The 26,015-nt window shown below is 73.7% G+C and carries 24 protein-coding genes; 16 read left to right on the forward strand and 8 right to left on the reverse strand.

What is annotated here, in order from left to right; genetic code table 11:
* The first annotated feature begins 138 nt into the window (after nucleotides 1–138).
* The 3 genes from DDW44_RS25315 (at nucleotide 139) to DDW44_RS25325 (ending at nucleotide 2,158) form a co-directional block, all read left to right on the forward strand.
* Complete coding sequence (locus DDW44_RS25315) at nucleotides 139–432, forward strand: DUF5133 domain-containing protein (protein ID WP_240800476.1); 294 nt, start codon at nucleotides 139–141, stop codon at nucleotides 430–432.
* A gap of 372 nt (nucleotides 433–804) precedes the next feature.
* Nucleotides 805–1,215 (forward strand): BlaI/MecI/CopY family transcriptional regulator, encoded by a 411-nt coding sequence (locus tag DDW44_RS25320; protein WP_108907865.1) that lies wholly within the window; start codon nucleotides 805–807, stop codon nucleotides 1,213–1,215.
* 4 nt (nucleotides 1,216–1,219) lie between these two features.
* The gene (locus DDW44_RS25325; RefSeq protein ID WP_108907866.1) at nucleotides 1,220–2,158 is read left to right on the forward strand and encodes a M56 family metallopeptidase; all 939 of its coding nucleotides are present in this window, start codon (nucleotides 1,220–1,222) and stop codon (nucleotides 2,156–2,158) included.
* A 38-nt stretch (nucleotides 2,159–2,196) separates the two neighbouring features.
* On the opposite strand, the gene DDW44_RS25330 is transcribed toward DDW44_RS25325, so the two are convergent.
* On the reverse strand, nucleotides 2,197–3,210 hold the full coding sequence (locus tag DDW44_RS25330; protein ID WP_108907867.1) for a sporulation protein: 1,014 nt from the start codon (nucleotides 3,208–3,210) through the stop codon (nucleotides 2,197–2,199).
* A 440-nt stretch (nucleotides 3,211–3,650) separates the two neighbouring features.
* Between DDW44_RS25330 and DDW44_RS25335 the strand changes: the two genes are divergently transcribed.
* Nucleotides 3,651–4,982 (forward strand): hemolysin family protein, encoded by a 1,332-nt coding sequence (locus DDW44_RS25335; protein WP_108907868.1) that lies wholly within the window; start codon nucleotides 3,651–3,653, stop codon nucleotides 4,980–4,982.
* Nucleotides 4,979–6,004 (forward strand): hemolysin family protein, encoded by a 1,026-nt coding sequence (locus DDW44_RS25340; protein ID WP_108907869.1) that lies wholly within the window; start codon nucleotides 4,979–4,981, stop codon nucleotides 6,002–6,004. The genes DDW44_RS25335 and DDW44_RS25340 overlap by 4 nt, the downstream gene beginning before the upstream one ends.
* A gap of 114 nt (nucleotides 6,005–6,118) precedes the next feature.
* Here the strand turns inward: DDW44_RS25340 and DDW44_RS25345 are convergent, their stop codons facing one another.
* From DDW44_RS25345 to kdpF, 4 genes are all read right to left on the reverse strand, one after another.
* Complete coding sequence (locus tag DDW44_RS25345) at nucleotides 6,119–6,754, reverse strand: potassium-transporting ATPase subunit C (RefSeq protein ID WP_108907870.1); 636 nt, start codon at nucleotides 6,752–6,754, stop codon at nucleotides 6,119–6,121.
* A gap of 5 nt (nucleotides 6,755–6,759) precedes the next feature.
* The gene (gene kdpB, locus DDW44_RS25350; RefSeq protein WP_108908944.1) at nucleotides 6,760–8,862 is read right to left on the reverse strand and encodes a potassium-transporting ATPase subunit KdpB; all 2,103 of its coding nucleotides are present in this window, start codon (nucleotides 8,860–8,862) and stop codon (nucleotides 6,760–6,762) included.
* Nucleotides 8,863–9,017: 155 nt separating this feature from the next.
* Complete coding sequence (kdpA, locus tag DDW44_RS25355; protein WP_108907871.1) at nucleotides 9,018–10,682, reverse strand: potassium-transporting ATPase subunit KdpA; 1,665 nt, start codon at nucleotides 10,680–10,682, stop codon at nucleotides 9,018–9,020.
* A gap of 8 nt (nucleotides 10,683–10,690) precedes the next feature.
* The gene (kdpF, locus tag DDW44_RS25360; protein ID WP_017944582.1) at nucleotides 10,691–10,780 is read right to left on the reverse strand and encodes a K(+)-transporting ATPase subunit F; all 90 of its coding nucleotides are present in this window, start codon (nucleotides 10,778–10,780) and stop codon (nucleotides 10,691–10,693) included.
* 420 nt (nucleotides 10,781–11,200) lie between these two features.
* On the opposite strand from kdpF, the gene DDW44_RS32180 reads away from it, so the two are divergent.
* The 3 genes from DDW44_RS32180 (at nucleotide 11,201) to DDW44_RS25370 (ending at nucleotide 13,874) form a co-directional block, all read left to right on the forward strand.
* Complete coding sequence (locus DDW44_RS32180) at nucleotides 11,201–11,374, forward strand: hypothetical protein (RefSeq protein WP_167455455.1); 174 nt, start codon at nucleotides 11,201–11,203, stop codon at nucleotides 11,372–11,374.
* A 377-nt stretch (nucleotides 11,375–11,751) separates the two neighbouring features.
* The gene (locus tag DDW44_RS25365) at nucleotides 11,752–13,287 is read left to right on the forward strand and encodes an FAD-dependent monooxygenase (protein ID WP_244224110.1); all 1,536 of its coding nucleotides are present in this window, start codon (nucleotides 11,752–11,754) and stop codon (nucleotides 13,285–13,287) included.
* Nucleotides 13,284–13,874, forward strand: coding sequence for a TetR/AcrR family transcriptional regulator (locus tag DDW44_RS25370; protein WP_108907873.1), 591 nt, complete (start codon nucleotides 13,284–13,286; stop codon nucleotides 13,872–13,874). The genes DDW44_RS25365 and DDW44_RS25370 overlap by 4 nt, the downstream gene beginning before the upstream one ends.
* A gap of 256 nt (nucleotides 13,875–14,130) precedes the next feature.
* Here DDW44_RS25370 and DDW44_RS25375 read toward each other — a convergent pair whose 3' ends face one another.
* The 3 genes from DDW44_RS25375 to DDW44_RS25385 all read right to left on the reverse strand — a co-directional run bounded on the left by DDW44_RS25375 (nucleotide 14,131) and on the right by DDW44_RS25385 (nucleotide 17,003).
* Nucleotides 14,131–15,585, reverse strand: coding sequence for a PepSY-associated TM helix domain-containing protein (locus DDW44_RS25375; protein WP_108907874.1), 1,455 nt, complete (start codon nucleotides 15,583–15,585; stop codon nucleotides 14,131–14,133).
* A gap of 194 nt (nucleotides 15,586–15,779) precedes the next feature.
* Nucleotides 15,780–16,454 carry a hypothetical protein gene (locus tag DDW44_RS25380; protein ID WP_240800472.1) on the reverse strand — a complete coding sequence of 225 codons (675 nt, stop codon included), beginning with the start codon at nucleotides 16,452–16,454 and terminating at the stop codon, nucleotides 15,780–15,782.
* Between the two features lie 333 nt (nucleotides 16,455–16,787).
* Nucleotides 16,788–17,003: a hypothetical protein gene (locus DDW44_RS25385; RefSeq protein ID WP_018888689.1), complete on the reverse strand. Its 216-nt coding sequence runs from the start codon at nucleotides 17,001–17,003 to the stop codon at nucleotides 16,788–16,790.
* A gap of 462 nt (nucleotides 17,004–17,465) precedes the next feature.
* Between DDW44_RS25385 and DDW44_RS25390 the strand changes: the two genes are divergently transcribed.
* From DDW44_RS25390 to DDW44_RS25425, 8 genes are all read left to right on the forward strand, one after another.
* A complete protein-coding gene (locus tag DDW44_RS25390) occupies nucleotides 17,466–17,738 on the forward strand; it encodes a hypothetical protein (RefSeq protein ID WP_108907876.1) in 273 nt (90 codons plus the stop codon).
* Nucleotides 17,738–20,002, forward strand: a complete 2,265-nt coding sequence (locus DDW44_RS25395; protein ID WP_108907877.1) for a heavy metal translocating P-type ATPase — start codon at nucleotides 17,738–17,740, stop codon at nucleotides 20,000–20,002. The genes DDW44_RS25390 and DDW44_RS25395 overlap by 1 nt, the downstream gene beginning before the upstream one ends.
* Nucleotides 19,999–20,676 carry a copper chaperone PCu(A)C gene (locus DDW44_RS25400; RefSeq protein WP_108907878.1) on the forward strand — a complete coding sequence of 226 codons (678 nt, stop codon included), beginning with the start codon at nucleotides 19,999–20,001 and terminating at the stop codon, nucleotides 20,674–20,676. Before DDW44_RS25395 ends, DDW44_RS25400 begins: the two co-directional genes overlap by 4 nt.
* Nucleotides 20,677–20,982: 306 nt before the next feature.
* Nucleotides 20,983–21,768 carry a hypothetical protein gene (locus tag DDW44_RS25405; protein ID WP_208648007.1) on the forward strand — a complete coding sequence of 262 codons (786 nt, stop codon included), beginning with the start codon at nucleotides 20,983–20,985 and terminating at the stop codon, nucleotides 21,766–21,768.
* Nucleotides 21,769–21,940: 172 nt separating this feature from the next.
* Nucleotides 21,941–22,561 (forward strand): sigma-70 family RNA polymerase sigma factor, encoded by a 621-nt coding sequence (locus tag DDW44_RS25410; RefSeq protein ID WP_017944570.1) that lies wholly within the window; start codon nucleotides 21,941–21,943, stop codon nucleotides 22,559–22,561.
* A gap of 336 nt (nucleotides 22,562–22,897) precedes the next feature.
* Nucleotides 22,898–23,962: an ABC transporter substrate-binding protein gene (locus DDW44_RS25415; RefSeq protein ID WP_170812991.1), complete on the forward strand. Its 1,065-nt coding sequence runs from the start codon at nucleotides 22,898–22,900 to the stop codon at nucleotides 23,960–23,962.
* Nucleotides 23,963–23,964: 2 nt separating this feature from the next.
* Nucleotides 23,965–25,047: a FecCD family ABC transporter permease gene (locus tag DDW44_RS25420; RefSeq protein WP_018888695.1), complete on the forward strand. Its 1,083-nt coding sequence runs from the start codon at nucleotides 23,965–23,967 to the stop codon at nucleotides 25,045–25,047.
* Nucleotides 25,044–25,859, forward strand: a complete 816-nt coding sequence (locus DDW44_RS25425; protein WP_018888696.1) for an ABC transporter ATP-binding protein — start codon at nucleotides 25,044–25,046, stop codon at nucleotides 25,857–25,859. Before DDW44_RS25420 ends, DDW44_RS25425 begins: the two co-directional genes overlap by 4 nt.
* The last annotated feature ends 156 nt before the right edge of the window (nucleotides 25,860–26,015 follow it).

The raw sequence follows: 26,015 nt of genomic DNA on the forward strand, positions 1-26,015 counted from the left end.
GAACGCGGTGTCGCCGACCGTACGGACATACGGGCGAGCTTGTGGCGTGGTGTGAGGGACGCCTGAAATGCCGTGCATGAGGTGGTGTTTTCGGGGCACATGGTGAGCACATCAGAAGAAGGAGTGGATGCTGTGTTGATGCCGGACCCCAAGGCGCTTCGGAGTCTCCTGGCGCGTTACGCGGACCTGCGCATTGCGGCACCGAGGAACGACGAGAGCCGTCGCGCCCTGGACGACGTGACCTACACGTTGTGCGTGATGACGGCCACGAGCACCATCGAGGACGCGCTCGAGCGGGCCGACTCGCTGCTCGCGGGGACGGCGACCGCGGCCGCGGTGCCGCCGCCCGCCGCCGGAACCTGCACGCCGGGAGTGCCGCCGCACCCGGCCGCTCCGCCCAGGGAGGACGGCGGCGTCACCCTGGTCGCCTGACCTCCGCCCCGTACGGCGCCGCCCCGGGGCGAACGGCACCCGGCCGTTCGCCCCGGGGCGGCGCGCTTCCGTCCGCGCCGGTGATCCCCGCCGGGTCACCGGGCTGCGCGCTTCCGTCCGTGCCGGTGTCTGCCGGTGTCTGCCGGTGCCTCCCGGTGCCTCCCGGTGCCTCCCGGTGTCTCCTGGTGCCTCCCGGCGGCGAGCCCCGCCCGCCCGCCGCGCCGCCGTCTGTCCGCGCCGCCGTCTACCCGCCGCCGCCCGCCGCGCCGCCCGCCCCGTCGCGGAAGCCGCCCGCCGGGCGCCGCGCCGGGACGCGCCGCAGTCAGTACGATGAGGCCGCGAAGGCGCGGACGACGCCGGAGGGAGACGGAGTTGGGCAACCGGGGAACGGCCGGCTCGCTCCCCGCGGGCGGCGGACGCCGGCGCGGCCAGGGCGAACTCGAGGCGCAGGTGCTGTCCGTGCTGAGGACCGCGCCCGGCCCCGTCACGGCCGCCTGGGTGCAGGAGCGCCTGCCCGGCGCGCTCGCGTACACCACGGTCATGACCATCCTGTCCCGGCTGCGCGCCAAGAACGCCGTCACCCGGCAGCGGGAGGGCCGGTCGTTCGCCTGGGAGGCGACCGCGGACCAGGCGGGTCTCGCCGCCCTGCGCATGCGCCGCGTCCTGGACGGCGAGTGCGACCGCGAGGCGGTGCTGACCAGCTTCGTCACCTCCCTGTCCCCCGAGGACGAGCAGGTTCTGCGGGAGCTGCTCGACCATTCGGACGACGATCCCGAGGAGTGACCGGGTGGGCGTGTTCGTCTTCCTGCCTCTGGTGCTGCCCCTGACGGCGTGGCCGATCGCGCGGCTGGCCGAGCAGCATCTGCACCCCCGAACGGCCACCCGGCTCCTGGCCGGGGTCGGCGCCCTGCTGGCCCTGTGCAGCACCCTCTGCCTCGCCCTCATCATGGTGGTGGGCACCGCGCAACTGCCCGGGAACCCACTGCCGGACACCTGGTCCGATCCCGAGGTGCGCGAGGCGGTTCCGTACGACGAGGTCGCGGGCAGGGTGGCGATCCCCGCGCTGGCCGCCGTCGCGGCGGCCGCGGCCTGGACGCTGTGGCGGCACCGCCGCGTCAGGCGCCGGGCGGAACGCGCTCTGGAGGGGCTCCCGCCGTCCCCGGTGGCGGTGCTGCCCGACGAGGTGCCGTACGCCTACGCCCTGCCCCGCGGCCGGGGCCCGGTGGGGGGCAGGGTCGTGGTGTCCACCGGCATGCTGGCCCGCCTCGACTCGCGGGAGCGCCGCGCCCTGTTCGCGCACGAACGCGCACACCTTGCCGCGGGACACCACCGCCACCTCCTCGCGGCCCGGCTGGCCGCCCGCGCCAACCCCTTCCTGCGGCCCCTGCACACCGCGGTCGCCTACTGCGCGGAGCGCTGGGCGGACGAGGAGGCCGCCGGCGCGATCGGCAGCCGGCGAGTGATGGCCCGGGCGGTCGGCAAGGCGGCCGTGGCCTCCCGGGGCACTCCGCTCGCGGTGCCGGCCGGCTTCGCGACGGGCCCGGTGCCGCGTCGCGTCGCCGCCCTGCTGGGGCCCGTGCCGCCCGCCCGGACCTGGCCGCCCGCCTTCACCGCCGCGGGTGTCGCGCTCTGGACGGCCGCCGCGGGGGCGGCGGTGTCGGCGCTGTCGTCGGCGAACTCGGCCGTGTCGCTGTTCCTGGTCCTGAAGGCGGCGACGCCGCTGTAGGCCGGGGCCGCCCGGCGGCCCGGATGCACCTACGGATGTCAGCCCTCCTCGGCCTCGCCCTCGTCGTCCTCGAAGGCGTCGCCGATCTCGTCCACGATCTCCGCGCCGACGAGGCCCGCGCCCACACCCACGGCGAGGCCGGCCGCACCGGCGGCGATCGCGGTGCCCGCGCCGGGGCCGTGGTGGTGGTGCCCGCCGTGGTGGTGACCGCCGTGTCCGGTCCCGTCGCCGAGGCCGTGCGAGGCATGGCCGCCCTCGGGCCCGTGCCCGGCGGGGGAGGAACCGTGCTCCAGCAGTTGGTGCAGCCAGCTGCCGACCCTGGCGTTCCAGTCCGGGTGCCCGGCCTCCTCGTGGGCGACGGTGTGGCGGGTGAGCGCCTCGTGGCCGCCGCCGAAGAGCGTGCCGCGGCGGTCGGCCTTCAGGAGCACCTCCATACCGGCGGGACCCGTGATGAAGGTCACCTCGACCTCGTCGGTCGCGTGGGCGTGGTGCGGGGGCGGGGTGAGCTCGATCTCCTGGTGGAAGGGCAGCATCTGCGCCGTGCCCCCGGAGTGCCCGTACTCGACGTCGGCGGAGCGGAAGCCGAAGCCGAGCTGCCCGAACGCCTCCAGGACCGCTTCCTGGACCGGGAGCGGCCGTACCGCCAGCAGGTCCAGATCGCCCCTGTCCCGGGCGCCGGCCACACCGATCTCCGTACGCACGCCGAGGACGACGCCGAGGGCCTGTCCGTGCAGCTCGGTCACCGGCGTCTCCCAGGGCACGGTCACCGCGAAGGGGACGGCGTGCCGTACACCCGGGTCGAGCCGGAAGCCGCCTCCGACCGTGAACCGCTCGAAGACGACCTCTCCCTCGTGCTCCCCCTCATCGGTCTCGGCCTCGACCCGGGCGACGAAGTCCAGGGTGATGTGCTCGATGTCGAAGGCGGCGTCCCCGCCCTCGAGGCGGACCTCGCCGGTGAGGCTGCCGCCCGGCGGGACGGCTCCGGGGGAGAGGACCGTGTCCACGGACGGGCCGCCGACGCCGATCGAGCCGAGCAGTCGCTTGAACACCATCGTGGCGTTCACTCCTTCATGTACGCGGGGGTTCTGCTTGCTGTACGCGGGGTTCCGCGGGAAGCGGCGGAGCCGCGCGGACGGGCGGCCCGGGCCCGGGAGCGGCCGTCGCCGCCCGGGAACATCCCGTACCGCCCTGGCGTTATCTACACGCATGTAGAAGCATAGGAGCGGAGCGCCCACCGCAGACCGCTCACACGGGCCGCGGTACCGGATTGGCCGAAAAGGCCTCACGGATGGCCTGTGCCAGGGGAATGGTCAGGTGCTTTACCGGTCCTTTACCATGGTGCGGCGGGCACCGTCCCGACCACGAGAACCCACCAGGGCCGACCCGGCCCGTCAAAGCCACGAAGGAGCAGCAGACCCGCAATGGGTGAACCTCCCAGTCCCAGCCGTGCCCCGTCCCGCCCGCCGTTCTCCAAGGGCCGGGAGGTGGCACGGTGACCGAAGCACTCCTGCTGCTCGTCGCCCTGGCGCTCACGCTCGCCTGCGCCGTGTTCGTCGCGGCCGAGTTCTCCCTCACCACCGTCGAACGCGGTGAACTGGAGCGTGCGGCCCGGGCCGGCGACCGGGGCGCCGAGAGCGCCCTCAAGGCCGTGAAGCGCCTCACCCTCCAGCTGTCCGGCGCCCAGCTGGGCATCACCGTGACCTCGCTGCTGATCGGTATGCTCGCGGAGCCGTCCGTCTCCGCCCTGCTGCGCGGCCCGCTCGAAGCGGTGGGACTGCCCGCCGGCGCCGTGCCGACCGTGTCCACCCTCCTCGGCGTCGCGATCTCGACCGTGGTCCTGATGGTGGTCGGCGAGCTCGTGCCGAAGAACTGGGCGATCTCCCGCCCGCTCGCCGTGGCCAGGGTCGTGGCCGGGCCGCAGCGCGGCTTCACCGCCGCCTTCGGACCCCTCATCCACCATCTGAACAACACGGCGAACCGGATGGTGCGCCGCTTCGGGCTGGAGCCCGCGGAGGAGCTGGCCTCGGCCCGCACCCCCGAGGAACTGATCGCGCTCGCCCGGCACTCGGCCCGCGAGGGCGCGATCGAGGCCGACTCGGCCGAGCTGTTCGTCCGCACCCTCCACCTGGGCGAACTGACCGCGGAGAACGTCATGACGCCCCGCGTCGACGTCCGCGCCCTGGAAGTGCAGGCCACGGCGGCCGACGCCGCGAACCTCACCCTCGCCACCGGCCTCTCCCGCTTCCCGGTCTACCGGGACAGCCTCGACGAGGTCATCGGCACCGTGCACATCCGCGACGTCCTCGCCCTGGACGAGGACAAGCGGCCGCTCACGCCGATAGGCGACCTGGCCACCGCGCCCCTGCTGGTGCCGCACTCGCTGCCCGTCGACAAGCTCCTCGGCCGGCTGCGCAAGGCCCGCACGATGGCAGTGATCATCGACGAGTACGGGGGCACCGCGGGTGTCGCCACCGTCGAGGACATCGTCGAGGAGGTCGTCGGCGAGGTCCGCGACGAGCACGACCCCCACGAGACGCCCGACCTGGAGCCCGCCGAGCCCGCGCCCGACGGCCGCCCGGTCTGGGACGCCGACGGCAGCGTCCGCATCGACCAGCTCCGGGAGATCGGTTTCACGGCGCCCGACGGCCCCTACGAGACCCTGGCCGGACTGGTCGCCACCCGCCTGGAGCGCATCCCGGCCGCCGCCGACCGCCTCGACATCGACGGCTGGCAGCTGTCCGTGCTGCACACCGAGCACCACCGAGCCGACCGCGTCCGCATCACCGCCCCCGCCGCGGCGGAGAGCGTGGAGGAGATCCGATGACCACCCTCCAGCTGCTGATCGGCGCGTTCACCCTCGTCACCAACGCCTTCTTCGTCGGCGCCGAGTTCGCCCTGATCTCCGTGCGCCGCAGCCAGATCGAGCCGGCCGCCGTCCGGGGCAACCGGCGCGCCCGGACCACCCTCTGGGGCATCGAGCACCTGTCCGCGATGATGGCCACCGCCCAGCTCGGCATCACCGTGTCGTCGCTGGTGCTGGGCGCCGTCGCCGAACCGGCCATCGCCCATCTGCTGGAACCCCCGTTCCAGAGCATCGGCGTGCCCGAGGCGCTGATCCACCCCATCGCGTTCGTCATCGCACTGACCCTGGCGACGTATCTCCACATGCTCCTCGGCGAGATGGTCCCGAAGAACATCGCCCTCGCCGCCCCGGTGCCGACCGCGCTGCTCCTCGGCCCGCCGCTGGTGGCGCTGACCCGGGCCCTGCGACCGGTGATCTTCGGCATCAACGCCTTCGCCAACACCCTGCTGCGCCTGCTGCGGGTCGAGCCGAAGGACGAGGTGGCCTCGGTCTTCACCGACGACGAGCTGGCCCGCCTGGTCAAGGACTCCAGCGAGGCCGGACTCCTCGAACCGGAGGACGGCCAGCGGCTGCAGGACGCGCTGGAACTGGGAACCCGGCCGGTCGGCGAGGTGATGGTGCCGCTCAACAAGATGCTCACCGTCGACGCCACCATCACCCCCCAGGGCCTGGAGCGGGCCTCCGTCGCCAACCGGTTCTCCCGTCTGCCGGTGGTCGCGGAGGGCGGCGCGATCCTGGGCTACCTGCACATCAAGGACGCCCTCGGCGCCGCCGACCGCACGAAGCCGTTCCCGCGCACGGCCCTCCACCCCATCATCAAGGTGGCCATCGACACCCCCCTCGACGACACCCTGACGGCCATGCGGGGCGCCGGCACCCATCTCGCCGCCGTCACCGGCACCAAGGGAACCGTCATCGGCTTCGTCACCATGGAGGACGTCCTGGAGGAACTGGTGGGCCCGGCCCCCGACGCGCTCGTCTGATCCGCGGGTGCCGCCGCCCGCCCTGCCGAACGCCGAACGCCGAACGCCGGCCGCCGCCGGACCGGCCCGCCGGGCTTCCCCGGGAGCCGGTCCGGCGGTGCCCGCCCGAGCCGTTCAATTCCGCGACAGCTCCCGCACGGCGAGGTTGAGCAGGAGCACATTGACGTGCGGTTCGCCGAGGAAGCCGGCGGTGCGGTCCTCGGTGTGGCTCTCGACCAGTGCTCCGACCCGATGCGGGGAGAGGCCGTTGGCCCGGGCCACGCGCTCGACCTGGATCCTCGCGTACGCGGGCGAGATGTGCGGGTCGACCGCGGAGGCGGAGCCGGTGACGGCGTCCTCGGGGACCGCCGACTCCGGTACGCCGTTGAACGCCGCGACCCGCCGCTTGGCCTCCCCGACCGTCCTGACCAGCGTGGGGTCGTCGGCCCCGAGCTGGCCGGAGCCGGTGGCGAGTGGGTCGTAGCCGCTGTGGGAGGGGCGGGGCTGGAACCAGGCGGGGTCGGGCCGGGCGGCCTCGTTCTCGTCCCCGGGGTCGGCCTTCGGCAGGTTCCAGTTCTGCCCGATCAGCTCGGAGCCGACCTCCCGGCCGTCGCTGACGACCAGGGAGCCGTTGGCCCTGCCGCCGAACAGGCCCTGGGCGGCGCCGGTGACCGCCAGCGGGTAGAGGACGCCGGTGACGACGGTCATCACCAGCAGCATGCGGAACGCGGCCCACAGCAGCCGTCCGGCGTTGCTTACGGAGTTGTTCATGGCCTTCAGCCGATTCCGGGAATGAGGGAGATGAGCAGGTCGATGAGCTTGATGCCGATGAACGGGGCGGCCAGCCCGCCGAGTCCGTAGATCCCGAGGTTGCGCCGGAGCATCCGGTCGGCGCTCGTGGGCCGGTACCGCACGCCCCTGAGGGCGAGCGGGACCAGGGCGACGATGATCAGCGCGTTGAAGACGACGGCGGACAGGATCGCGGACTCGGGCGAGGAGAGCTGCATGATGTTGAGCTTGTCCAGGCCCGGATACACCACGGCGAACATCGCCGGGATGATCGCGAAGTACTTCGCCACGTCGTTGGCGATGGAGAAGGTGGTGAGCGCTCCACGGGTGATCAGGAGCTGCTTGCCGATCCCGACGATCTCGATGAGCTTGGTCGGGTCGGAGTCGAGGTCCACCATGTTCCCGGCCTCCTTGGCGGCCGAGGTACCGGTGTTCATGGCGACTCCGACGTCCGCCTGGGCGAGGGCCGGGGCGTCGTTGGTGCCGTCACCCGTCATCGCGACGAGTCCGCCACCGGCCTGCTCGCGCTTGATCAGCGCCATCTTGTCCTCGGGGGTGGCCTCCGCGAGGTAGTCGTCGACGCCCGCCTCCTCGGCGATCGCCTTGGCGGTCAGCGGGTTGTCGCCGGTGATCATGACGGTCCTGATGCCCATACGGCGCAGTTCCGCGAACCGTTCCCGCATGCCGTCCTTCACCACGTCCTTGAGGTGGACGACCCCCAGGACCCGGGCGCCTCCGGCGTCGTGGACGGCGACGAGCAGCGGGGTACCGCCCGCAGCGGCGATGCCGTCGGCGATGCCGTCCGCGTCGCCGGCGACGGTGCCGCCCTGCTCCCGCACCCAGGCGGCGACCGAACCGGCCGCGCCCTTGCGGACCTTGCGGCCGTCCACGTCGACGCCCGACATACGCGTCTGCGCGGTGAAGGGTACCCAGCCGGCGTGGGACAGCTCGCCCTGGTGGCGCTCGCGCAGACCGTACCTCTCCTTGGCCAGGACGACCACCGAGCGGCCCTCGGGCGTCTCGTCGGCGAGCGAGGACAGCTGGGCGGCGTCGGCGAGTTCGGCCGCGGTCACGCCGCGGACCGGGACGAACTCCGCGGCCCGGCGGTTGCCGAGGGTGATCGTGCCGGTCTTGTCGAGCAGCAGTGTCGACACGTCGCCGGCGGCCTCGACGGCCCGCCCGGACATGGCCAGCACATTGCGCTGGACCAGCCGGTCCATGCCGGCTATGCCGATCGCCGACAGCAGCGCGCCGATCGTCGTCGGGATGAGGCAGACCAGCAGCGCGATGAGAACGATCATCGACTGCGGGGCGCCGGCGTAGGTCGCGAACGGCTGCAGCGTGACGACCGCGAGCAGGAAGACGATGGTCAGCGAGGCGAGCAGGATGTTCAACGCGATCTCGTTGGGCGTCTTCTGGCGTGCGGCGCCCTCCACGAGGCTGATCATCCGGTCGATGAACGTCTCGCCCGGCTTCGTCGTGATCCTCACGACGATCCGGTCGGAGAGGACCTTCGTACCGCCGGTGACGGCCGAGCGGTCGCCGCCGGACTCCCGGATGACCGGGGCCGATTCACCGGTGATCGCGGACTCGTCCACCGACGCCACGCCCTCGACGACGTCGCCGTCGCCGGGGATGACATCGCCCGCCTCGCAGACGACGAGGTCGCCGATGCGCAGATCCGTCCCCGCAACGCGCTCCTCGGCGCCGGCCGGGTCGAGCCGGCGGGCGACGGTGTCGGTCCTGGCCTTGCGCAGGGTGTCGGCCTGCGCCTTCCCGCGGCCCTCCGCCACGGCCTCGGCGAGGTTGGCGAAGATCGTGGTGAGCCACAGCCAGGCCGCGATCGCCCAGCCGAACCAGTCGGTCGGGTCGAGGACCGCGAAGACCGTGGTGAGCACCGAGCCGACCAGGACCACGAACATCACGGGCGACCTGACCATCGCCCTCGGGTCGAGCTTGTGCACCGCGTCCGGGAAGGACCGCAGCAGCTGCTTCGGGTCGAAGAGACCCGCGCCGACATGGCCGGTCACGGGCTTGCGGCCGGTCGGCACATCGCTGTGCGGCGTCCGGGCGGGAGTGGCAACGGACATGCCGTCCTCGTACTTTCTCGGATCCGTGGCCTCTCTCAGGCCCGTGGTCTTCCCCAGGTCCGTGGCCCTCCTCGGGCCCGTGCTCTTCCCCGGGTCCCTGCTCTTCCCCGGGTCCCTGCTCTTCCGCAGGTCCGTGGTCTTCCCCAGGTCCGTGGTCATGCCGCGAGCCCCTCGGCGAGCGGTCCCAGCGCGAGCGCCGGGAAGAAGGTCAGGCCGGTGACGATCAGGATGGCGCCGACCAGAAGTCCCGTGAACAGCGGCTTCTCGGTCCGCAGCGTGCCCGCCGTGGCGGGGACCGGCTTCTGCTCCGCGAGAGAACCGGCCAGCGCCAGGACGAACACCATCGGCAGGAACCGGCCCAGGAGCATGCACAGACCCAGCGCGGTGTTGTGGAACACCGTGTCGGCGGAGAACCCGGCGAACGCCGAGCCGTTGTTGTTCGACGCGGAGGTGTAGGCGTACAGGACCTCCGAGAAGCCGTGCGCGCCGACATTGGTCATGGAGGACTCGCCGTTGCCCGTGGCCATCGCCACGGCGGTGCCGGTCAGCACGAGCGCCGGGGTGACCAGGATGTACAGGGCGGCCAGCGTGATCTCACGCGTGCCGATCCTCTTGCCCAGGTACTCCGGCGTGCGGCCGACCATCAGCCCGGCGATGAACACGGCCACGACGGCCATGACCAGCATGCCGTAGAGGCCGGATCCCGCACCGCCGGGCGCGATCTCGCCCAGCATCATGCCCAGCAGCAGCACCCCGCCCGAGAGGCCCTGGAACGAGTCGTGGAACGAGTTGACCGACCCGGTGGAGGTCATGGTCGTCGAGACGGCGAAGAGCGACGAGGCTCCCTCTCCGAAGCGCTGCTCCTTGCCCTCCATCGCACCGCCGGCGATCTGGGACGCGGTCCCCGGGTGCGCGTACTCGATCCAGGTCACCAGGACCACTCCGGCGAACCAGATGAGGCCCATCGCGGCGACGATCGCGTACCCCTGCCGTACCGAGCCGACCATCCTCCCGAAGGTCCGCGGCAGCGAGAACGGGATGACCAGCAGCAGGAAGATCGTCAGCAGGTTGGAGAAGCCGTTGGGGTTCTCGAACGGGTGGGAGGAGTTGGCGTTGTAGTAGCCGCCGCCGTTGGTCCCGAGATTCTTGATCGCCTCCTGCGAGGCGACGGCACCGGGGCTGATCGACTGGGTCTCGCCGGTGACCGTCGTGATCTGGTGAATGCCGCCGAAGTTCTGGACGGCGCCGGCGGCGACGAACAGGATCGCGGCGATCACCGAGATCGGGACCAGGATCCGGACGGTGCCGCGGACCAGGTCGGCCCAGAAGTTGCCCAGTTCACCGGTGCGCGACCGGGCGAACCCGCGGACCAGGGCCACCGCGACGGCGATGCCGACGGCGGCGGAGACGAAGTTCTGCACGGCCAGCCCGGCGGTCTGGGCGAGATGGCCCATGGCCGCCTCACCCGAGTACGACTGCCAGTTGGTGTTCGAGGCGAAGGACGCGGCCGTGTTGAACGCCTGGTCCGGGGTGATCGGGGCGAAGCCGAGCGACAGCGGAAGCGTGTCCTGGACGCGCTGCAGCACATAGAGGAGCAGCACACCGACGGCGGAGAACGCGAGCACCGCGCGGAGGTACGCGGTCCAGCGCATCTCCGCGTCCGGGTTCGCACCCACCAGCCGGTAGATCCACTTCTCCGCCCGCAGATGCCTGCCGGAGGAGAAGACGCCGGCCATGTAGTCGCCGAGCGGGCGGTGCACCAGGGCCAGCGCGGCGATCAGCGCGCCGACCTGGAGCGCGTCGGCAAGTATCGGGTTCATGTCCGGGCTCAGAACCTCTCGGGCTTGACGAGGGCGAGGACCAGATAGCCCAGGAGGGCGAGGGCCACGATCAGGCCGACCACGTTCTCCGCGGTCACAGCTTCGCCACCCCCTTGGCGGCGAGGACCACGAGTGCGAACACCGCGACGGTGGTGACGACGAAGGCCAGGTCGGCCATCGTGAGCTCCTAGATGAGGCGTGCTTTCTCGGACCATCCGAGGAAAGCTTGTTCTCGACTCGACACCTGTGTCGTTGACGTGGCTCTTACGGCCCCGGGCAGGGGATTGACGACTCCCTTACGCCTGCCCTCCCGCGGCAGGGGTCCCGGCCGCCGCGGTTTCGGCCTCGCGCTCCGGCCGCTGCGTCAGGGTCGCGCCGGGCCGGGTGCGGTGGGGTGGGCCGGGCGGTGTGCGGTGTCGCGCGGGCCGGGTTCGGTGGGGTGGGGTGGGGTGTCAAGGAAGCGTCAGTGACTCGCGAGGGCACGTGACGGGGCACCCGATCCGCTGCATCCTGCTTGCGTGATGCCCACCTGGCCCCCGGACCGCGCGATGCGCACGGCCACTCTCGTCCTCGGCGGCGTGGCGGTGCTTCTGGTCGCCGTGGGGGCCGCCGCCGGGGCCATGTGGATGGTCGGCGCCGGAGTGTGGGCGGTGATCGCGGCCGTGGGCATCGAACTCGTCTACCGGCCCTGAGGCACCTCCCGGGCCGTCGCTCATGGGGTTGCGCGCGGGTGGCGGCGCGGGCCCGACCGTCGTCCGCACGGTCCCTCCTCGCGGTTCCTCCGTGCGGTTCGTCCTCCCGGTTCCTCCGTACGGTTCCTCCTCCCGCAGCCTCTCCGCGGAGCCTCGCCGTGAAGCCTCGCGCGAGGCGGGGAGCGGGGCCCGCCGGGTTTCCCGTCCGCGGCCGGAATGCCCCGACGGGTGCGGCGCGCCGGGCCGTGCGCCCACGCAGCGGCCTCGCGCCCAGGTCCGGCCTCATGTCATTTCCCGGCCCCCGCACACGGGTTCCCTCCCGGCCCGGTTCGCGTTAGTCTCTCACTAATGTTAGTCGCTAACACATGGAGGCCGGAGTGTCCGCTGTGGTGATCGCCGGGGCCGGACCGACGGGACTCGCCCTGGCCTGCGGGCTCGCGGCCGCCGGTGCCGCCGTCCGCGTCCTGGACAAGCGTGCGGAGCCCGCGACGACGTCCCGGGCGCTCGGACTGCAGCCGCGGGGCGCGGAGGTGCTCGACCGCCTCGGAGCGCTGGGGGATCTCCCCGGGCGATCGGTGCGCATCGCCCGGGTGGTCACCCACGTCGACGGTGAACCCATGGCCAGTCTCGAGGTCGGCCGGCCCACGAAGCTGGTGAGGAAGCCCGGCCTGCTCATGTCCCAGACGGAGGTCGAGGCGGCCCTGCGCCGCCGGCTGAACTCGCTCGGTGTCGAGGTGGAGTGGGGAAGGGAACTGCTCTCCGCCGCCCAGGACGCGTCCGGAGTGACGGTGTGCTGCGAGGGGGAGCGGATCCGGGCGGACTGGCTGGTCGGGTGCGACGGTGCGCACAGCCGGGTGCGCACGTCGGCGGGTATCGGCTTCCCGGGGGTCTCCGTCATCGAGAGCTTCCTGCTGGCCGACGTGCGGGCCGAGCTGCCGTTCGCTTCCGACGCCGTGTCCGTGTGGCTCCGCGGGGACGCCATGCTGGGAGCCTTCCCCCTCCCCGGCGACCGCGTGTGGCGGCTGATGGCACCGGGCGGAGCGGCGCACCCGGCCCCGGGCGTGGACGGGGTGGTGGAGGAACTGGCGAGGCAGCTGCGTGAGCACACGGGAGTCCACGGCTCAGCCGTGGCGCAGGTGTTGTGGTCCTCGACGTTCCGCATCCATCGCCGCCTGGCGTCCACCTACCGGCAGGGCCGCATCCTGCTCGCGGGCGACGCCGCACACATCCACAGCCCGTTCGGCGGCCAGGGCATGAACACCGGCCTCGGCGACGCGGAGAACCTCGCCTGGAAGCTGGCCCTGGTCGCCCACGGCGCCGCCGCCCCCCGGCTGCTGGACACCTACGAAGCCGAGCGCCGGCCGATAGCCCGCGAGGTGCTCGCGTCCACCAGCTCCCTCACCCGCGTCGCCGTCGGCACCAGCCCGGCGGCCCGGGCGCTGCGCGACCATGTCTTCGTGCCCTTGATGAACCGCCCGTTCGTGCAGCGGCTCATCTGGGAGCAGTCGTCACAGCTGAAGATCCACTACCGTGGCGGCCCCCTCGGCACCCGGACGCTCGCCCGGTGGTCCGCCCGGGGCCCCCGAGCCGGTGACCGCATGCCCGACCTGGCGTGCCGGGACGCCGGGGGAGCGCCCACCCGGCTGCACGCCGAACTCGGTTCCCGCTGGGCACTCCTGAGCCCCACGCCGCACGACGGAGAGGCGTACCTCGCGGAGGCCCGGCGCCACCTCGGCCCCGCCGTCCCCGTCGTGCACCTCCTGACGTCCGGGTCCCGGCACGCAGGCGTCATGCTGGTGAGGCCCGACGGGCACCTGGCCTGGCGGGGCGACTCGGCGGCTGCTCTCGGCAGCCGGCTCCGGCTCCGGTTCGGCACGTCGTCAGGGCACCTGCCCGGAAAGGCGGAGGCATGAGCGATCCGGCGTACCCGCCGCCGACAAGCCTGCGGGAGCGCAAGAAGGCCCGGACCCGGCAGGCCATTCAGGAGCACGCGCTCAGGCTGTTCCTCGCCCAGGGCTACGACGGAACCACGGTCGACCAGATCGCCCGCGCCGCCGGTGTGTCGAGCATGACGTTCTTCCGCCACTTCCCCACCAAGGAGTCGGTGGTGGAGTCCGACGACTACGATCCGCTGATCGTCCGGCTCATCGAGCAGCGGCCGCCCACGGAGGAGCCGCTCGCCGCTCTCCGGCACGCCCTCGGGGAAGGGCTGTCCGCCGTGTACGCCACCGACCGGGACGCCCTCCTCGTCCGCACCCGGCTCGTCCTGCGGACGCCCGCCCTGCGTGCCCGACTCTGGGAGAACCAGCACGCCACCGAGCGGATGCTCGCCACCGCCCTTGCCGCCCGGACGGGGGAGGAGCCCGGTCTGCGGCTGAGGGTGATCGCCGCCGCGGCGCTCGCCGCGGTCACCGCCGCGCTCGAACTCTGGGTGGACGGCGACGGCGAGGAGCACCTGCCGGCCCTCGTCGACGGGGCGTTCTCCGCGCTCGGCCCGTAGCGCCGGGCCGGCGTCCAGGCCCCGCCACGGCGCCCGGGCCTCGCCACGGCGCCCAGGCCATGGCCCGGGCGTCGTGCCTGATGAGGTGGGCCGGTTCGAGGTGGGTCGGTTCGAAGAGCGCCGGTTCAAAGAGGGCCGGTTCAAAGAGGGCCGGTTCAAAGAGGGCCGGGTGGCGGGCGGAAGGTTTGTGCCACCCGGGGTGTTGCGCCCCGGACCCGTCGAGGGAGGGCACACCCGCTGTGCCCTCCCTCGGCGTTCACGCCGTCCGGCGCCGTCTGACGAGACCCACCGCGATGTCCACGACGACGAAGCCGAGCAGCGTCACACCCAGCAGGGGCAGCGCCCATCCGAGGGCCACGACGGCCGGGACGCCGACGATGAGCACCGGAAGGGGGAGCCGGCGCCAGGCGCCGCGGGCGGGCGCCTTCCCGAACGCCGCGGTGCGGTCCGACCGGGTGGGGCGCCGCTGCCACCACATGCGGTACCCCCAGACGATCATCAGCATCAGGCCGATCGCGACGGCGGCGAGCACGATCTGGTTGAGGATGCCGAACAGGACGCCCATGTGTCCCTGGACGCCCAGCTTGCTGAGCTTCGCGAGGAGCGGGTAGTCCGCCCACCGGGCCTGCGAGGTGACCTCGCCCTTCTCGACGTCGACCGCGACCTGGTCGTAGTGGACCGGCCAGACGTTGTCGCCCTGGGCCACCACCCAGGCACTGGACGCGTCCGCGGGCGGTGTGACGTCGACGGTGCCGCCCAGCCCGGCCTGACGCGCCACCCTGAGCGCGGCGTCGAAGCCCGCCGGGTCGGCGTCGGCCTCCTCCGAGCCGGCCGCGGCTCCGCCGTGACCCGCGTGGCCGGCGTGCTCGTCCTCCGCGGGCGGGGTGGCGCCCGGCAGGAGGGTGTCGAGTGCCGGTGCGCGTCCCTTCGCCGCGTCGAGGAGCTGCCCGAAGCGCTCGCCCGCGTAGTGCGACCAGGTCAGCCCGGTGGCGCTGAGGAAGAACAGGGCGATCGCCAGCCACACACCGGTCGCCGCGTGCCGGCTGCGGGTGCGCCGCACGCCCCGGGCCGTCCGGTCGGGCAGCAGCACCCCGCGGGCCGACCCGGCGCGCTGGCCCCGGCTGCGGCCCAGCCACAGGACGAGACCGCCGGCGACGACCACCCACAGCCAGCTGGCCGCGATCTCCGAGTACAGGCGGCCGGTCTCACCGAGGTGGAGGTTGCGGTGCAGGTCGTCGAGCCAGGTCGTGAGCGGAGTCGAACCCCACCATGTGGTCAGCTCGCCCTGCACCTCCGCGGTGTAGGGGTCCACGAAGACGGTGCGCTGCTTCTCGCCCAGCTCGGGTATGGACAGCACCACGCGGGTGGTGTCCTCCGGCCCGGCCGGGGTGGTCACCGAGGCCAGCGCGCCCTCGGGGTGCGCGGACCGGGCGGCCGCGATCTGCTCGGCGAGCGGCCGCTGGGCCTCGCCGACCTGCTCGACGGTCAGCTTGTCGCCGTACACGAGCTGGTCGAGCTGGGGGGTGATGGTGTAGAGCAGGCCGGTCAGCGCGGCCACGAAGAGGAACGGGGCGACGAAGACCCCGGCGTAGAAGTGCATACGGACCAGCAGGGCGCGAACGCCTTGCCAGGAGCGCCCGGTGGCGCCCGGCTCCGGTGCGGCGGGCTGCTGGTCGTCGTCCTGCGGCTGTCTGTGGACGGTCGATGTCATGTGTGGGATCCCCAAGTGCTGCGCGCCGGGGTACGGCGCGTCCGGTGGCGAACGGGGAGGGTGCGAACCGAGGTCTGCGAACCGAGGTCTGTCAACCCAGGTCTGTGAACCCAGGTCGTGAACCCAGGGTCGTGAACCGAGGGCTGCGAACCCGCCCCGGGGCGGCGTGCCGTGACCACCGAGGACGACGGCGGTCAGGCCGGAGCGGGGAGGGGAGGGCCGCGCCGGGGATGGCAGCGGGTGAGCAGCCCCGCCGAGAGGCGGCGCTCGCCCGTCGCCGGGACCGGGGAGTCGGGATGCGCCGGCAGCGGGGAGGCTCCGGCGAGGTGGCGGCGGAGCCCGGACCGCAGGAGCGCCCCGAGCCGCCGGAGGACGCGCTCCCCGAACACCAGGCACAGCGCCGTGCCGAGGGTCGCCAGTGCGTGGCCCGCGGTCATCGCGGTGGTCAGGGAGTGACCGGCCGCACCGGCGGCGGACGCGAGACCGTCGCCGCCGAGCGCCGCGTGGTGCGGGTTCGTTCCCGCCATCGGTCCGCCGCCGGCCGGGTGGCCGTGCGGCATCCCGGATGCTCCGTGGCCCGGGCCGGCGGCCCGGCCGTGCGGGGCGGGTCCCGAGGACAGCAGGTGCAGGGCGATGTGAAGGGCGAACTGGACCGCGCCGAGGGACAGGACGGCGACGTCGAACCTGCGCCGGGGTCCGCCGAGAGCGGTGCCCAGGACCGTCAGGACTCCGAGGACCGCCAGCAGGGCGCCCGCGCCCGGAAGCCGGCCACCGGCCGCCGCGTGCGCGGCGGTCCCCAGCAGCAGGGAGGCGCAGGCGCAGAGCAGACCGCTCCCGGTCCGCCTCAGCCAGCTTCCCGGTTCGCGCACCCGCACAAGGTATCGGCACCGTACGCGTGTGCGGAACGGGGTTGCCCGATCTCTTCGCGGCCGGGACGGGGGTCATCTACGGTTCGCGCGAGGCCCGTTGCCGGCGGCCTGCCGTGCGGCCTCCGGTGCCCGGCGCTCGGCGGCGGCCGCGGGGACGTGGGCCGAATCACAGGACGGACGTCCGGAGGCCGGGCCAGGCGACGTCGGCCGCCGGGTCGCACGGCCCGGTCGGCCCGGCCGGCCCGGCCGCCCGTGGGCCGCTCCCGGACGGCGCGGCAGGAGCCCGGGGCGGGCCGCTGCCCGCCCCGGGCTCCTGCCCGTGGGCCGCGGCTGTCAGGACAGGGCGATCCCGTCGAGCTTGCCGTTCTTGGCGTCGTCGACCAGTGACGAGAACTGGTCGGCGCTCATCTGCACGCGCTGGCCGAAGTCGTCGGTCAGCACGACGCGGCGCTCCACCGGGGCGCCTGGGTCGACGAACAGCTGGGGGCAGCCGCAGTCGCACTTCCCGCAGAACGTCGCCATGGGCTCCAGCCCGCTGATGTCGGTCATGCTTTCCACCTCCAGGGGGGCGGTGCACCGGCCGGTCTCCCGCCGGCGGCCGCAGGGACTCCCCCCGGAATACCCCTTGCGGTGCCCGGTGAAGCCTGTTCGCGCGGGCGGTCGGTGCACGGTGCCCGGTTCGTGTGCGCCCGTGCCCCGGTCGTCGCCACCGCTGCCCCCGCCCGGTGGCCGGGTCCGGGAACCCTGAACGGCCGGAATCCGACTGGTGGGAGGGGGCCGTCCTGTGATGTGCCGATCCACGGGCACGCGCGGAGGCGACCGCCCGGGGCCGGGTCCTGTCGCTCCGTCAGCACGGCGGGTTCGGCGGACCGGTTGATGTGTGACACACGTCACAACGCCTGTCCGGGAACCCTACCCCCCCTGGGTACGACACCTGGATCGTACGGCGGACCGAACCGGCGTCGTACCCACCCGATCAGGCCGTTCGCACGTCGACAGAGGGACCCGGTGATGGACGACTCCCGAGAGGCAGCGCCCGGGGCGCAGGCGGCGCTCCGGAAGGCCGTGCCGCCGCCCGCACTGTGCGGCTTCCTGCTGCTGCTGGCCCTGGTCTTCACGGGCTCCTACGCGGTCGGGGAACTCGTGGGCCCGGTGGCGCCGGGCATGCACGCCACCCCGTCCGGGGGCAGCGCGGACGAGGACGGCGCACCCGGTGGCGCGGGGCACGGGGACGGCGCGGGGCACGGCGACGGGGCGGGGCACGGCGACGGGGCGGGCCACTGATGGGTACCGCGGCCGAGGCCCTCGTCACCACCGATCTGACCGTGGGCGGCATGACCTGCGCGGCCTGTGTGCGGCGCGTCGAGAAGCGCCTCGGCAGGCTCGACGGCGTCACGGCGACCGTCAACCTGGCCACCGGCAGCGCCCGGGTGAGCCATCCGCGCGGGATCGAGCCCGCCGAACTGGTCGCCGCGGTCGAGGGCGCCGGCTACACGGCCGCACTCCCCGAACCGCCCGAGCGGCAGAAGGAGGCGGAGCGGGGGGAACCGGACGACGGGAGCGAGGGCACGCGGCAGGAACGCGACCGCCTGGTGATCACCGCGCTCCTCTCGGTGCCGGTGCTCGCCCTGTCGATGGTGCCGGCCTGGCAGTTCCGCAACTGGCAGTGGCTGTGCTTCGCTCTCGCGGCGCCGGTCGCCCTGTGGGGCGCCTGGCCTTTCCACGTACGGGCGCTGCGCGGGCTGCGGCACTCCGCCGCCACCATGGACACCCTGGTGTCGCTGGGAGTGGTGGCGTCGTTCTCGTGGTCGGTGTACGCGCTCTTCCTGGGCGGCGCGGGGGAACCGGGCATGACCATGCCGTTCACCCTGCTGGCCGCGGCCCCGGACGGCGCGGCGCACCTGTACCTCGAAGCGGCCGTCGGGGTGCCGCTCTTCGTGATGGCGGGGCGGTTCCTCGAGGCGCGGGCCCGGCACGGAACCGGTGCGGCACTGCGGTCCCTGGCCCGGCTCGCCGTCAAGGAGGTCGCGGTACGCGACGACGAGGGGGAACGGCTGGTCCCCATCGAGGAGTTGCGGGCCGGACAGGTCTTCGTGGTGCGTCCCGGGGAGCGCGTCGCCACCGACGGCGAAGTGGTCGAGGGCAGTTCGGCGGTCGACCTGGCCCTCGTCACGGGGGAGGGCGAGCCGGTCGAGATCGGACCGGGATCGCCCGTGGTCGGCGGCGCGGTCAACGCGGGCGGCCTGCTGCTGGTACGGGCCACCGCGGTCGGCGCCGACACCCGGCTCGCCAGGATCACCCGCATGGTCACCGACGCCCAGGCCGGAAAGGCCAGGGCGCAGCGGCTGGCGGACTCGGTGTCGGGCGTGTTCGTGCCGGTCGTGCTCTCCCTCGCCGTCACCGCCCTCGGCTTCTGGCTCGGCGCGGGCGCCGACCCGCAGGCCGCGGTCACCGCGAGCGTGGCCGTCCTCGTCGTGGCCTGCCCCTGTGCGCTCGGGCTCGCGACCCCGACCGCGCTGATGGCGGCGACCGGCCGCGGAGCACAGCTGGGTGTCCTGGTCGGCGGGCCCCGCGCGCTGGAGGGCCTGCGGCACGTGGACACCGTCGTCCTGGACAAGACCGGCACCCTCACCACCGGGCACATGACCGTCGCCCGCCTCACGGCCGCCCCGGACGGGCCGGGGCGGGAGGAGGTGCTCCGGCTGGCCGGTGCCGTCGAACAGGGCTCGGAGCATCCACTGGGCCGGGCGGTCGTCTCGTACGCACGCAGGGCGGCGCCCGACCGGCCGCTCCCGGAGGTGAGCGACTTCACCGCCGTCGCCGGGCGGGGGGTCCGGGGCCGGGTCGACGGCCGCCTGGTCGAAGTCGTCGCGCCCGACGGGGAACTGCCCGAGCCGCTGGCCGCGGCGCTGCGGGCGGCGGAGAACACCCCGCACACCCCCGTCCTGGTCCGCGTGGACGGAGTGCCCGCGGCGCTTGTCGAGGTCGGTGACGTGGTGCGGGCCGGCAGCTTCCGCGCCGTGGAGAGGCTGCGGCGGCTGGGCGTGGAACCGGTGCTCGCCACCGGTGACCGCGAGGCGCCCGCGCACAGCGTCGCGGCGGACCTGGGCATCGGGACCGTGCACGCCCGGTGCACCCCCGAGGACAAGGCCGCGCTCGTGCGGCGGCTGCGGGAGGACGGCAGACGCGTCGCGGTGGTCGGCGACGGCATCAACGACGCCGCCGCGCTGGCCGGGGCGGACCTAGGGATCGCCATGGGAAGCGGCACCGATGTGGCGATCGGGGCGGCCGACGTGACCCTGGTACGGGGTGACATCGAGGCCCTCGCGGACGCCGTGCGGCTGGCCGGGCGCACCCTGCGAACGGTCCGGGCCAATCTGGTGTGGGCGTTCGGCTACAACGTCGTGACCGTGCCGCTCGCCCTGGTGGGGCTGCTCAACCCGATGCTCGCGGCGGTGGCCATGTCCGTGAGCTCGCTCCTCGTCGTCGGCAACAGCCTGCGTCTGCGCGCCTGGCAGCCGTCGACCGCGAAGGGCCGCCGGCGATGACGGAGACGGCGAACACGGCGAACACGGCGAACGAGGCCACCGTCACCGCGAACGAGACGGCGAACGAGACGGCGAACGAGACGGCGAACGAGACGGTGAAGGCGCGGAGGACGGAGAAGGCGGTGCAGGCAGAGAATGCGGTGCAGGCCGAGGGGCCGGTGCGCGAGGCGAAGACGGGGAAGCGGAACCGTCGGCTCGCCGATGCGCTGCCGGTCGTGCTGGCGCCGCTCGCCGCGTGCGCCGTCGCCCTGGGCGGCCTGACCACCTGGGTCGGCACCGGCCACGCGGGCACCCCGGCCCGGATCGACGTGGTGCCAGGCCGGGTGTACCTGCCGTACGGGGACGGCCGGGAGACGGCGGCGTTCTTCGACATCGCCAACTCCGGCGGATCCGGGGACCGGTTGACCGGAGCCACCTCACCCTCCGCCCTGGGGGAGGTCACACTGACCCGTCATCGCGTCACCGGGGCCGGCGGGGCGTACCGGGACGAGGTGGCGTCGACGGCCGTTCCGGCCGGCGGTGAACTGTCCATGTCGCCGCACGGTGTGAGCCTCACCCTCCTGCCGAAGGAGCGGCTGCGGCCCGGCGACATCGTGCCGTTCACGCTGCGGTTCGAGCACGGTGGGCCGATCAGGACCGTCGCCGTGGTGGTACGCCCCACCTCCTCCTTCTGACCTCCGAGACCCGTTCCCGGCGGGAGCGTTCGCTCCGGCCGGGGTCTTCCGCGCGGGCGCGCGCCGGTCCATCGCGCCGTCCGGGGGACCCGCGCTCGCGTGGTGGGCCGTACGGCGGGTGGGTCGATGCGCAGGCGCGGCGGTCTGCCCGGACGCCAACTCCCCGTGGTATTCGTCGTTGTGGACGGCCACCGCCTCCCGACCTCGACTGTGTCGTGGATCACATGGTCCGGTTTGAGTCGGTGACCGGGGTCAGGTGCGTACCCATGCAGGACGACGATCGTCAGGATGCGAGGATGAGGCGCCATGACTGCCGGGTGGTGTTCTCGTACGGTACGGGCCGCGGTGTTCGCGGCCGTGTGCGTGCTGCTCGCCGCCCTCGGTCACGTCGTCATGTCCGGGGAGTCCGTACCGTCGTGGACGCTGGCCGGCGGGCTCGTCGCAACCGCCGGGCTGGGCTGGGGCCTGGCGGGGCGTGAGCGGGGACTGCTGCCGGTCGTGGCCGTGGTGGTCGCCGTGCAGACCGCGCTGCACACCGTGTTCTCCCTCGCGCAGTCCGGGACGGCCGCCGCCGGCCATGTCGCGCAGGCGGCCGCGTCCGCCGCGCGCGGTCACCACCACATGGGCTCCGGCGGTATGGGGCAGGCCCCTCCGGGCGCCCTCGACGGTATGGCGACGAGCCATGGGCACGGCGCATATGTCGAGACCGCGGGGCATATGGCGTCGACGGGTATGCCGTCCGTGGGTCTGCCGTCCGCGGGCCAACTGGCCGATACGGCCCACACCGTCCCCCTGCACCATCTGGATGTGCTGTCCGGGGACTCCTCCTCGTTGGGCATGTTCGCCGCCCATCTGCTGGCAGCACTGCTCACGGGCCTGTGGCTCGCCCACGGCGAGCGGGCCGCGTTCCGCATCCTCCGCGCGGTCGCCGGCTGGCTGACCGCGCCGCTGCGGCTGCTGCTCGCGCTGCCGGCTCCGCCGCACCGTCCGCGGCTGCGCGGACGCCGCCGCCCTTCCCGCATGTCGCGGCTCCTCGCCCTGGTCTACGCGATCGTCTCCCGAGGGCCGCCCGTGGGGTCCGCTGCCGCCTGACGGCAGCCGGAATCCCGAGGCGGCCCGAGTCGCCCCTCGGGCACGGCCGTACACCGGTCCGTGCGGGGCACCTCCCGCCGGCGCCGGACGGCCGGACCCCCACACACCGGGTGGCGGACCGTGCGGCCTCGGGCCCCGGTCCCGGTCCCGGACGACCCGAGAAGGACACCAGGTGATCTCTTCCGCCCTGCCCGCCGACGGTGACGCCACGGCAAGGACGCCGTCGGCCGACGAGTCGATCACGTCCTGGGCGCTTGCCGCCCGTGCCGGTGACGCCGACGCGGTGGAGCGCTTCGTCCGCGCCCTGCACCGCGACGTCCTGCGCTATGTCGCCCATCTGTGCGGCGATCCCCAGTCCGCCGACGACCTCGCACAGGACACCTTCCTGCGCGCGCTCGGCAGCCTCCACCGCTTCGAGGGGCGGTCCTCGGCCCGCGCCTGGCTCCTGTCCATCGCCCGCCGCGCGGTGATCGACAGCTACCGGTACGCGGCCGCGCGGCCCAGACTGCACGACGTACCGGACTGGCAACTCGCGGTCGAACTCGCCCAGCCGGGCGACCTGCCCGGCTTCGACGAGGGCGTCGCGCTGCTCGAACTGCTGGCGGGCCTGCCGCGGGAGCGGCGGGAGGCGTTCGTCCTCACCCAGATGCTCGGGCTGCCCTACGCGGAGGCGGCCGAACTCAGCGACTGCCCGGTCGGAACGGTGCGTTCCCGTGTGGCCCGCGCCCGGGCGACGCTCATGGAGCTGCTGACCGAAGCGGAGGACCAGGCCGCGCCGGTACTGGCGGCCTGAACCGGCCGGGTGCCGGCCCGGGCCCCCGGCGGGGCGTGCCGGCACCCCGTTCCCGACCCGGGCCCTCGGCGGGGCGTGCCGGCACCCGTTCCCGACCGGCGCCGGGCCCGGCGCGCGCCGCACCCCCCCGCGGGGGACCGCGAGTGAACCCTGCTGAGCGCGGCTGAGCGCGGCTGAGCGCGGCTGAGCGCGCGTGGGACGCGGCTCCCCGGCGTGTGCCGCGTACGAGCGGCGACGCCGATTCAGGGTGCCGGGAACTCACCCGGCACCCGCCGCGACTAGTGGACCGGGTGACGGAGCTTCATCCCCTGTGTCAAGTGAACTCTGGAGACTTTCATGCGTGCTCGTGTGTGGTGTGGTACGACGGTCGCGGTGCTCGGCCTGCTCGCGGCCGGTTGCGGTGGCGGGAAGGACTCCGAGGACAAGGGCACGGAGAAGTCCGCGGCCTCCGGCGGCTTCCCGGTGACCGTCACCGACTGCATGGGCGCCGAAACCGCCTTCACCGAGGCCCCGCAGAAGATCGTCACCAGCAACGCCTCCAGCCTGGAGATCCTGCTCCGCCTGGGCGCGGGCGACAAGGTGATCGGCACCGGGTTCCCGCCCGCCGAGGGCGCGCTGCCCGCCGAACTGGACGCCCGGGCACAGAAGGTCGAGGTGCTCAGCCAGACGGTCATACCGAAGGAGAAGCTCCTCGGCTCCGGCGCCGACCTGTACATCGACACCTTCGCCTCGATGGCCGGCATGGGCGGCGGCATGGGCGACGCGCCGACCGAGGAGGAGTTCAAGGCCGCCGGGATCAAGCACGTCTACCTCAAGTCCACGGCGTGCGCCCCGATGAGCAAGGGCCCGTCGAAGGACCTGTCCGCGGTCCAGGACGACATCACCTCCCTCGGAGCCGTCACCGGCACGAGCGCGAAGGCCCGGGAACTCGTCGCCGGGATGAAGGAGAAGGTCGACGGCGTACAGAAGGCGATCGGAGGGACCGCGGAGGACGCCCGGCCGACGTACTTCTTCTTCGACTTCGACGCGGGCACCAAGCAGCCGATCGCCGTGTGCAACCGCCAGGTCGCCAACGCGGTGATCACCCTGGCGGGCGCCCGCAACGTGTTCGCCGACTGCGACGGCGACTTCAAGCAGGTCAGCTGGGAGGACGTGGTGTCCAGGAACCCGGACTGGATCCAGCTCGGCGTACGCGACCGGGGCAGCGAGGCCGCCGACGAGAAGGCGTTCGACGAGGCGCAGAAGTGGCTCGAGGGCAACCCCGCCACCAAGGGCCTGAAGGCCGTGAAGGACGGCAGGTTCCTGCGCATCGGCTCCGAGCGCACCACCATCGCGGGCGTGGAGAACGCCACCACGGTCCAGGACATCGCCCGGGCCGTCCACCCCGACAAGGTCAAGTAGCCGTGCTGGACACGCTGTCCGCGCCCCGCCGCGAGAAGGCGAAGACGCCCGGCGAGGCGCGGACCGTACCCGCCGGGATGATCGCCCTCGTCCTCGGCGCGGCACTGCTGGCCGCCCTGACGGCGGCGGTCTCCTGGGGCTCCACGTCCATCCCGCCCGCGGAGGTGTGGAGCGTGGTGGGCAGACGGCTGACCGGCGAGCCGCCGCGGCCCGGCACCGACGACCTGATCGTGTGGCAGCTGCGGGTACCCCGGGCGCTGCTCGCCGCGCTCGTCGGCGCCGGACTCGGCCTCGTCGGGACGGCCGTGCAGGCGCTCGTCCGCAACCCGCTGGCCGACCCGTACCTGCTGGGCATCTCCAACGGGGCCTCGCTGGGCGCCGTCGCCGCGATCGTGCTGGGCCTCGGCGCCGGCGGCGCGCTGGGACTCGGGCTGTCCGGTGCCGCGTTCCTCGGCGCACTGGGCACGTTCGCCCTGGTGTGGACGGTGGCCCGGCGAGGCGGCGGGTTCGCGCCGCTGCGGCTGGTGCTGGCCGGTGTGGCGATCGGGCAGTTCCTGTCCGGCTTCACCAGCTACCTGGTGCTGCAGACCGGCGACGAACAGCAGACCCACAGCGTGCTGTTCTGGCTCATGGGCAGCCTGAGCGGCGCGAGCTGGCCGGTGCTCGCGGTGCCCGCCGCCGCGGTGCCCGCCGCGCTGCTCTGGCTCCACGCGCGCGGCCGCGGACTCAACGCCCTGCTGATGGGCGACGAGACGGCCGCCGGACTCGGCGTCGACGTCACCAGACTGCGCCGCGAGCTGTTCACGGTGACGAGCGTGCTGACCGGGGTGCTGGTCGCCGTGTCCGGCGCCATCGCCTTCGTCGCCCTGATGGTGCCGCACGCCTGCCGTCTGGTCGTCGGCGGCGACCACCGCCGGCTGCTGCCGGTCTCCGCCCTCTTCGGTGCGCTGCTGCTGGTGGTGGTGGACATCGTGTGCCGGACGGCGATGGACACCCAGGAGCTGCCGGTCGGTGTGGTGACCTCGCTGATCGGGGCGCCCGCACTGCTGTATCTGCTGGACCGGCGGCTGGGGAGCGGCAGTTGAGGATCGACATCGAGGACCTGCACGTCGCCTACGCGGGCCGTACGGTCGTCTCCGGCGCCCGGCTGGTCGCGGCCGAGGGGGAGATCACCGGCCTGGTCGGCCCGAACGGCAGCGGGAAGTCCACCCTCCTGCGCACCGTCTACCGGCATCTGCGCCCCGTCGCGGGCCGCGTCCTGCTGGCCGGGTCCGACATCCGTGAGCTGTCCCCGGCCCGCTCGGCACGCCATGTCGCGGCGCTGCCGCAGGAGCGCGGCAGCGAGTTCGAGCTGACGGTACGGGAGGTGGTGGCGATGGGGCGTACACCGTACAAGCGGGCGTTCACCGGGGACGACGCCGCCGACCGGGACATCGTCGCCCGCGCCCTGGCGGACGTCGGCATGGCGGACGCGGCCGGACGGCGCTTCACCGCCCTGTCCGGGGGCGAGCGGCAACGGGTGCTGCTGGCACGGGCGTTCGCCCAGGACCCGGACGTCCTGGTGCTCGACGAGCCGACCAACCACCTCGACGTCCGGCACCAGGTGGAACTGCTCGCCCTCCTCCGGGCGCAGCGCCGCACCACCCTGGTGTCGCTGCACGACCTCAACGCCGCCGCCTCCGTGTGCGACCGGCTGCACGTGCTGCACGCCGGGACCGTCGTCGCGTCGGGGCCGCCGCGCGAGGTGATCACACCCGGGCTGATGGCGGAGGTGTTCGGCGTCCGGGCCGCCGTGGTCGACCACCCCCTGACCGGCGACCCGCTCATCGCCTTCGACCACCGGGCACCCGCCGGCGACGGCACGGCCCCCGCACTGGAGGCCAACACGGCCGGATGACGGCGAGCGGGGCGGCGGGGGAGGGGGAGGGGCGACCGGGGCCCCGGGGCCGGACGCGGTGCGGCGCGAGCCGGGTCGCACGGCAGGGAGCGGGACGCACGGGACGGGCCGCACGGCAGGGGCGGGACGGCCGGGGAACGCCCGGCCGTCCCGCCC

Origin of the sequence: Streptomyces tirandamycinicus (genome assembly GCF_003097515.1) — a bacterium.
In the GTDB taxonomy this organism is placed as follows: Bacteria; Actinomycetota; Actinomycetes; order Streptomycetales; family Streptomycetaceae; genus Streptomyces; species Streptomyces tirandamycinicus.

Bases quoted from the DNA above. Each gene is read 5' to 3' on its own strand.
- DDW44_RS25375 (WP_108907874.1), bottom strand. From the start codon at position 15,585: ATGACATCGACCGTCCACAGACAGCCGCAGGACGACGACCAGCAGCCC.
- DDW44_RS25400 (WP_108907878.1), top strand. From the start codon at position 19,999: ATGACGGAGACGGCGAACACGGCGAACACGGCGAACGAGGCCACCGTC.
- DDW44_RS25395 (WP_108907877.1), top strand. From the start codon at position 17,738: ATGGGTACCGCGGCCGAGGCCCTCGTCACCACCGATCTGACCGTGGGC.
- kdpA (WP_108907871.1), bottom strand. From the start codon at position 10,682: ATGAACCCGATACTTGCCGACGCGCTCCAGGTCGGCGCGCTGATCGCC.
- DDW44_RS25345 (WP_108907870.1), bottom strand. From the start codon at position 6,754: ATGAACAACTCCGTAAGCAACGCCGGACGGCTGCTGTGGGCCGCGTTC.
- DDW44_RS25405 (WP_208648007.1), top strand. From the start codon at position 20,983: ATGACTGCCGGGTGGTGTTCTCGTACGGTACGGGCCGCGGTGTTCGCG.
- DDW44_RS25340 (WP_108907869.1), top strand. From the start codon at position 4,979: ATGACCACCCTCCAGCTGCTGATCGGCGCGTTCACCCTCGTCACCAAC.
- DDW44_RS25330 (WP_108907867.1), bottom strand. From the start codon at position 3,210: ATGGTGTTCAAGCGACTGCTCGGCTCGATCGGCGTCGGCGGCCCGTCC.
- DDW44_RS25385 (WP_018888689.1), bottom strand. From the start codon at position 17,003: ATGACCGACATCAGCGGGCTGGAGCCCATGGCGACGTTCTGCGGGAAG.
- kdpB (WP_108908944.1), bottom strand. From the start codon at position 8,862: ATGTCCGTTGCCACTCCCGCCCGGACGCCGCACAGCGATGTGCCGACC.
- DDW44_RS25390 (WP_108907876.1), top strand. From the start codon at position 17,466: ATGGACGACTCCCGAGAGGCAGCGCCCGGGGCGCAGGCGGCGCTCCGG.
- DDW44_RS25415 (WP_170812991.1), top strand. From the start codon at position 22,898: ATGCGTGCTCGTGTGTGGTGTGGTACGACGGTCGCGGTGCTCGGCCTG.
- DDW44_RS25315 (WP_240800476.1), top strand. From the start codon at position 139: ATGCCGGACCCCAAGGCGCTTCGGAGTCTCCTGGCGCGTTACGCGGAC.
- DDW44_RS25370 (WP_108907873.1), top strand. From the start codon at position 13,284: ATGAGCGATCCGGCGTACCCGCCGCCGACAAGCCTGCGGGAGCGCAAG.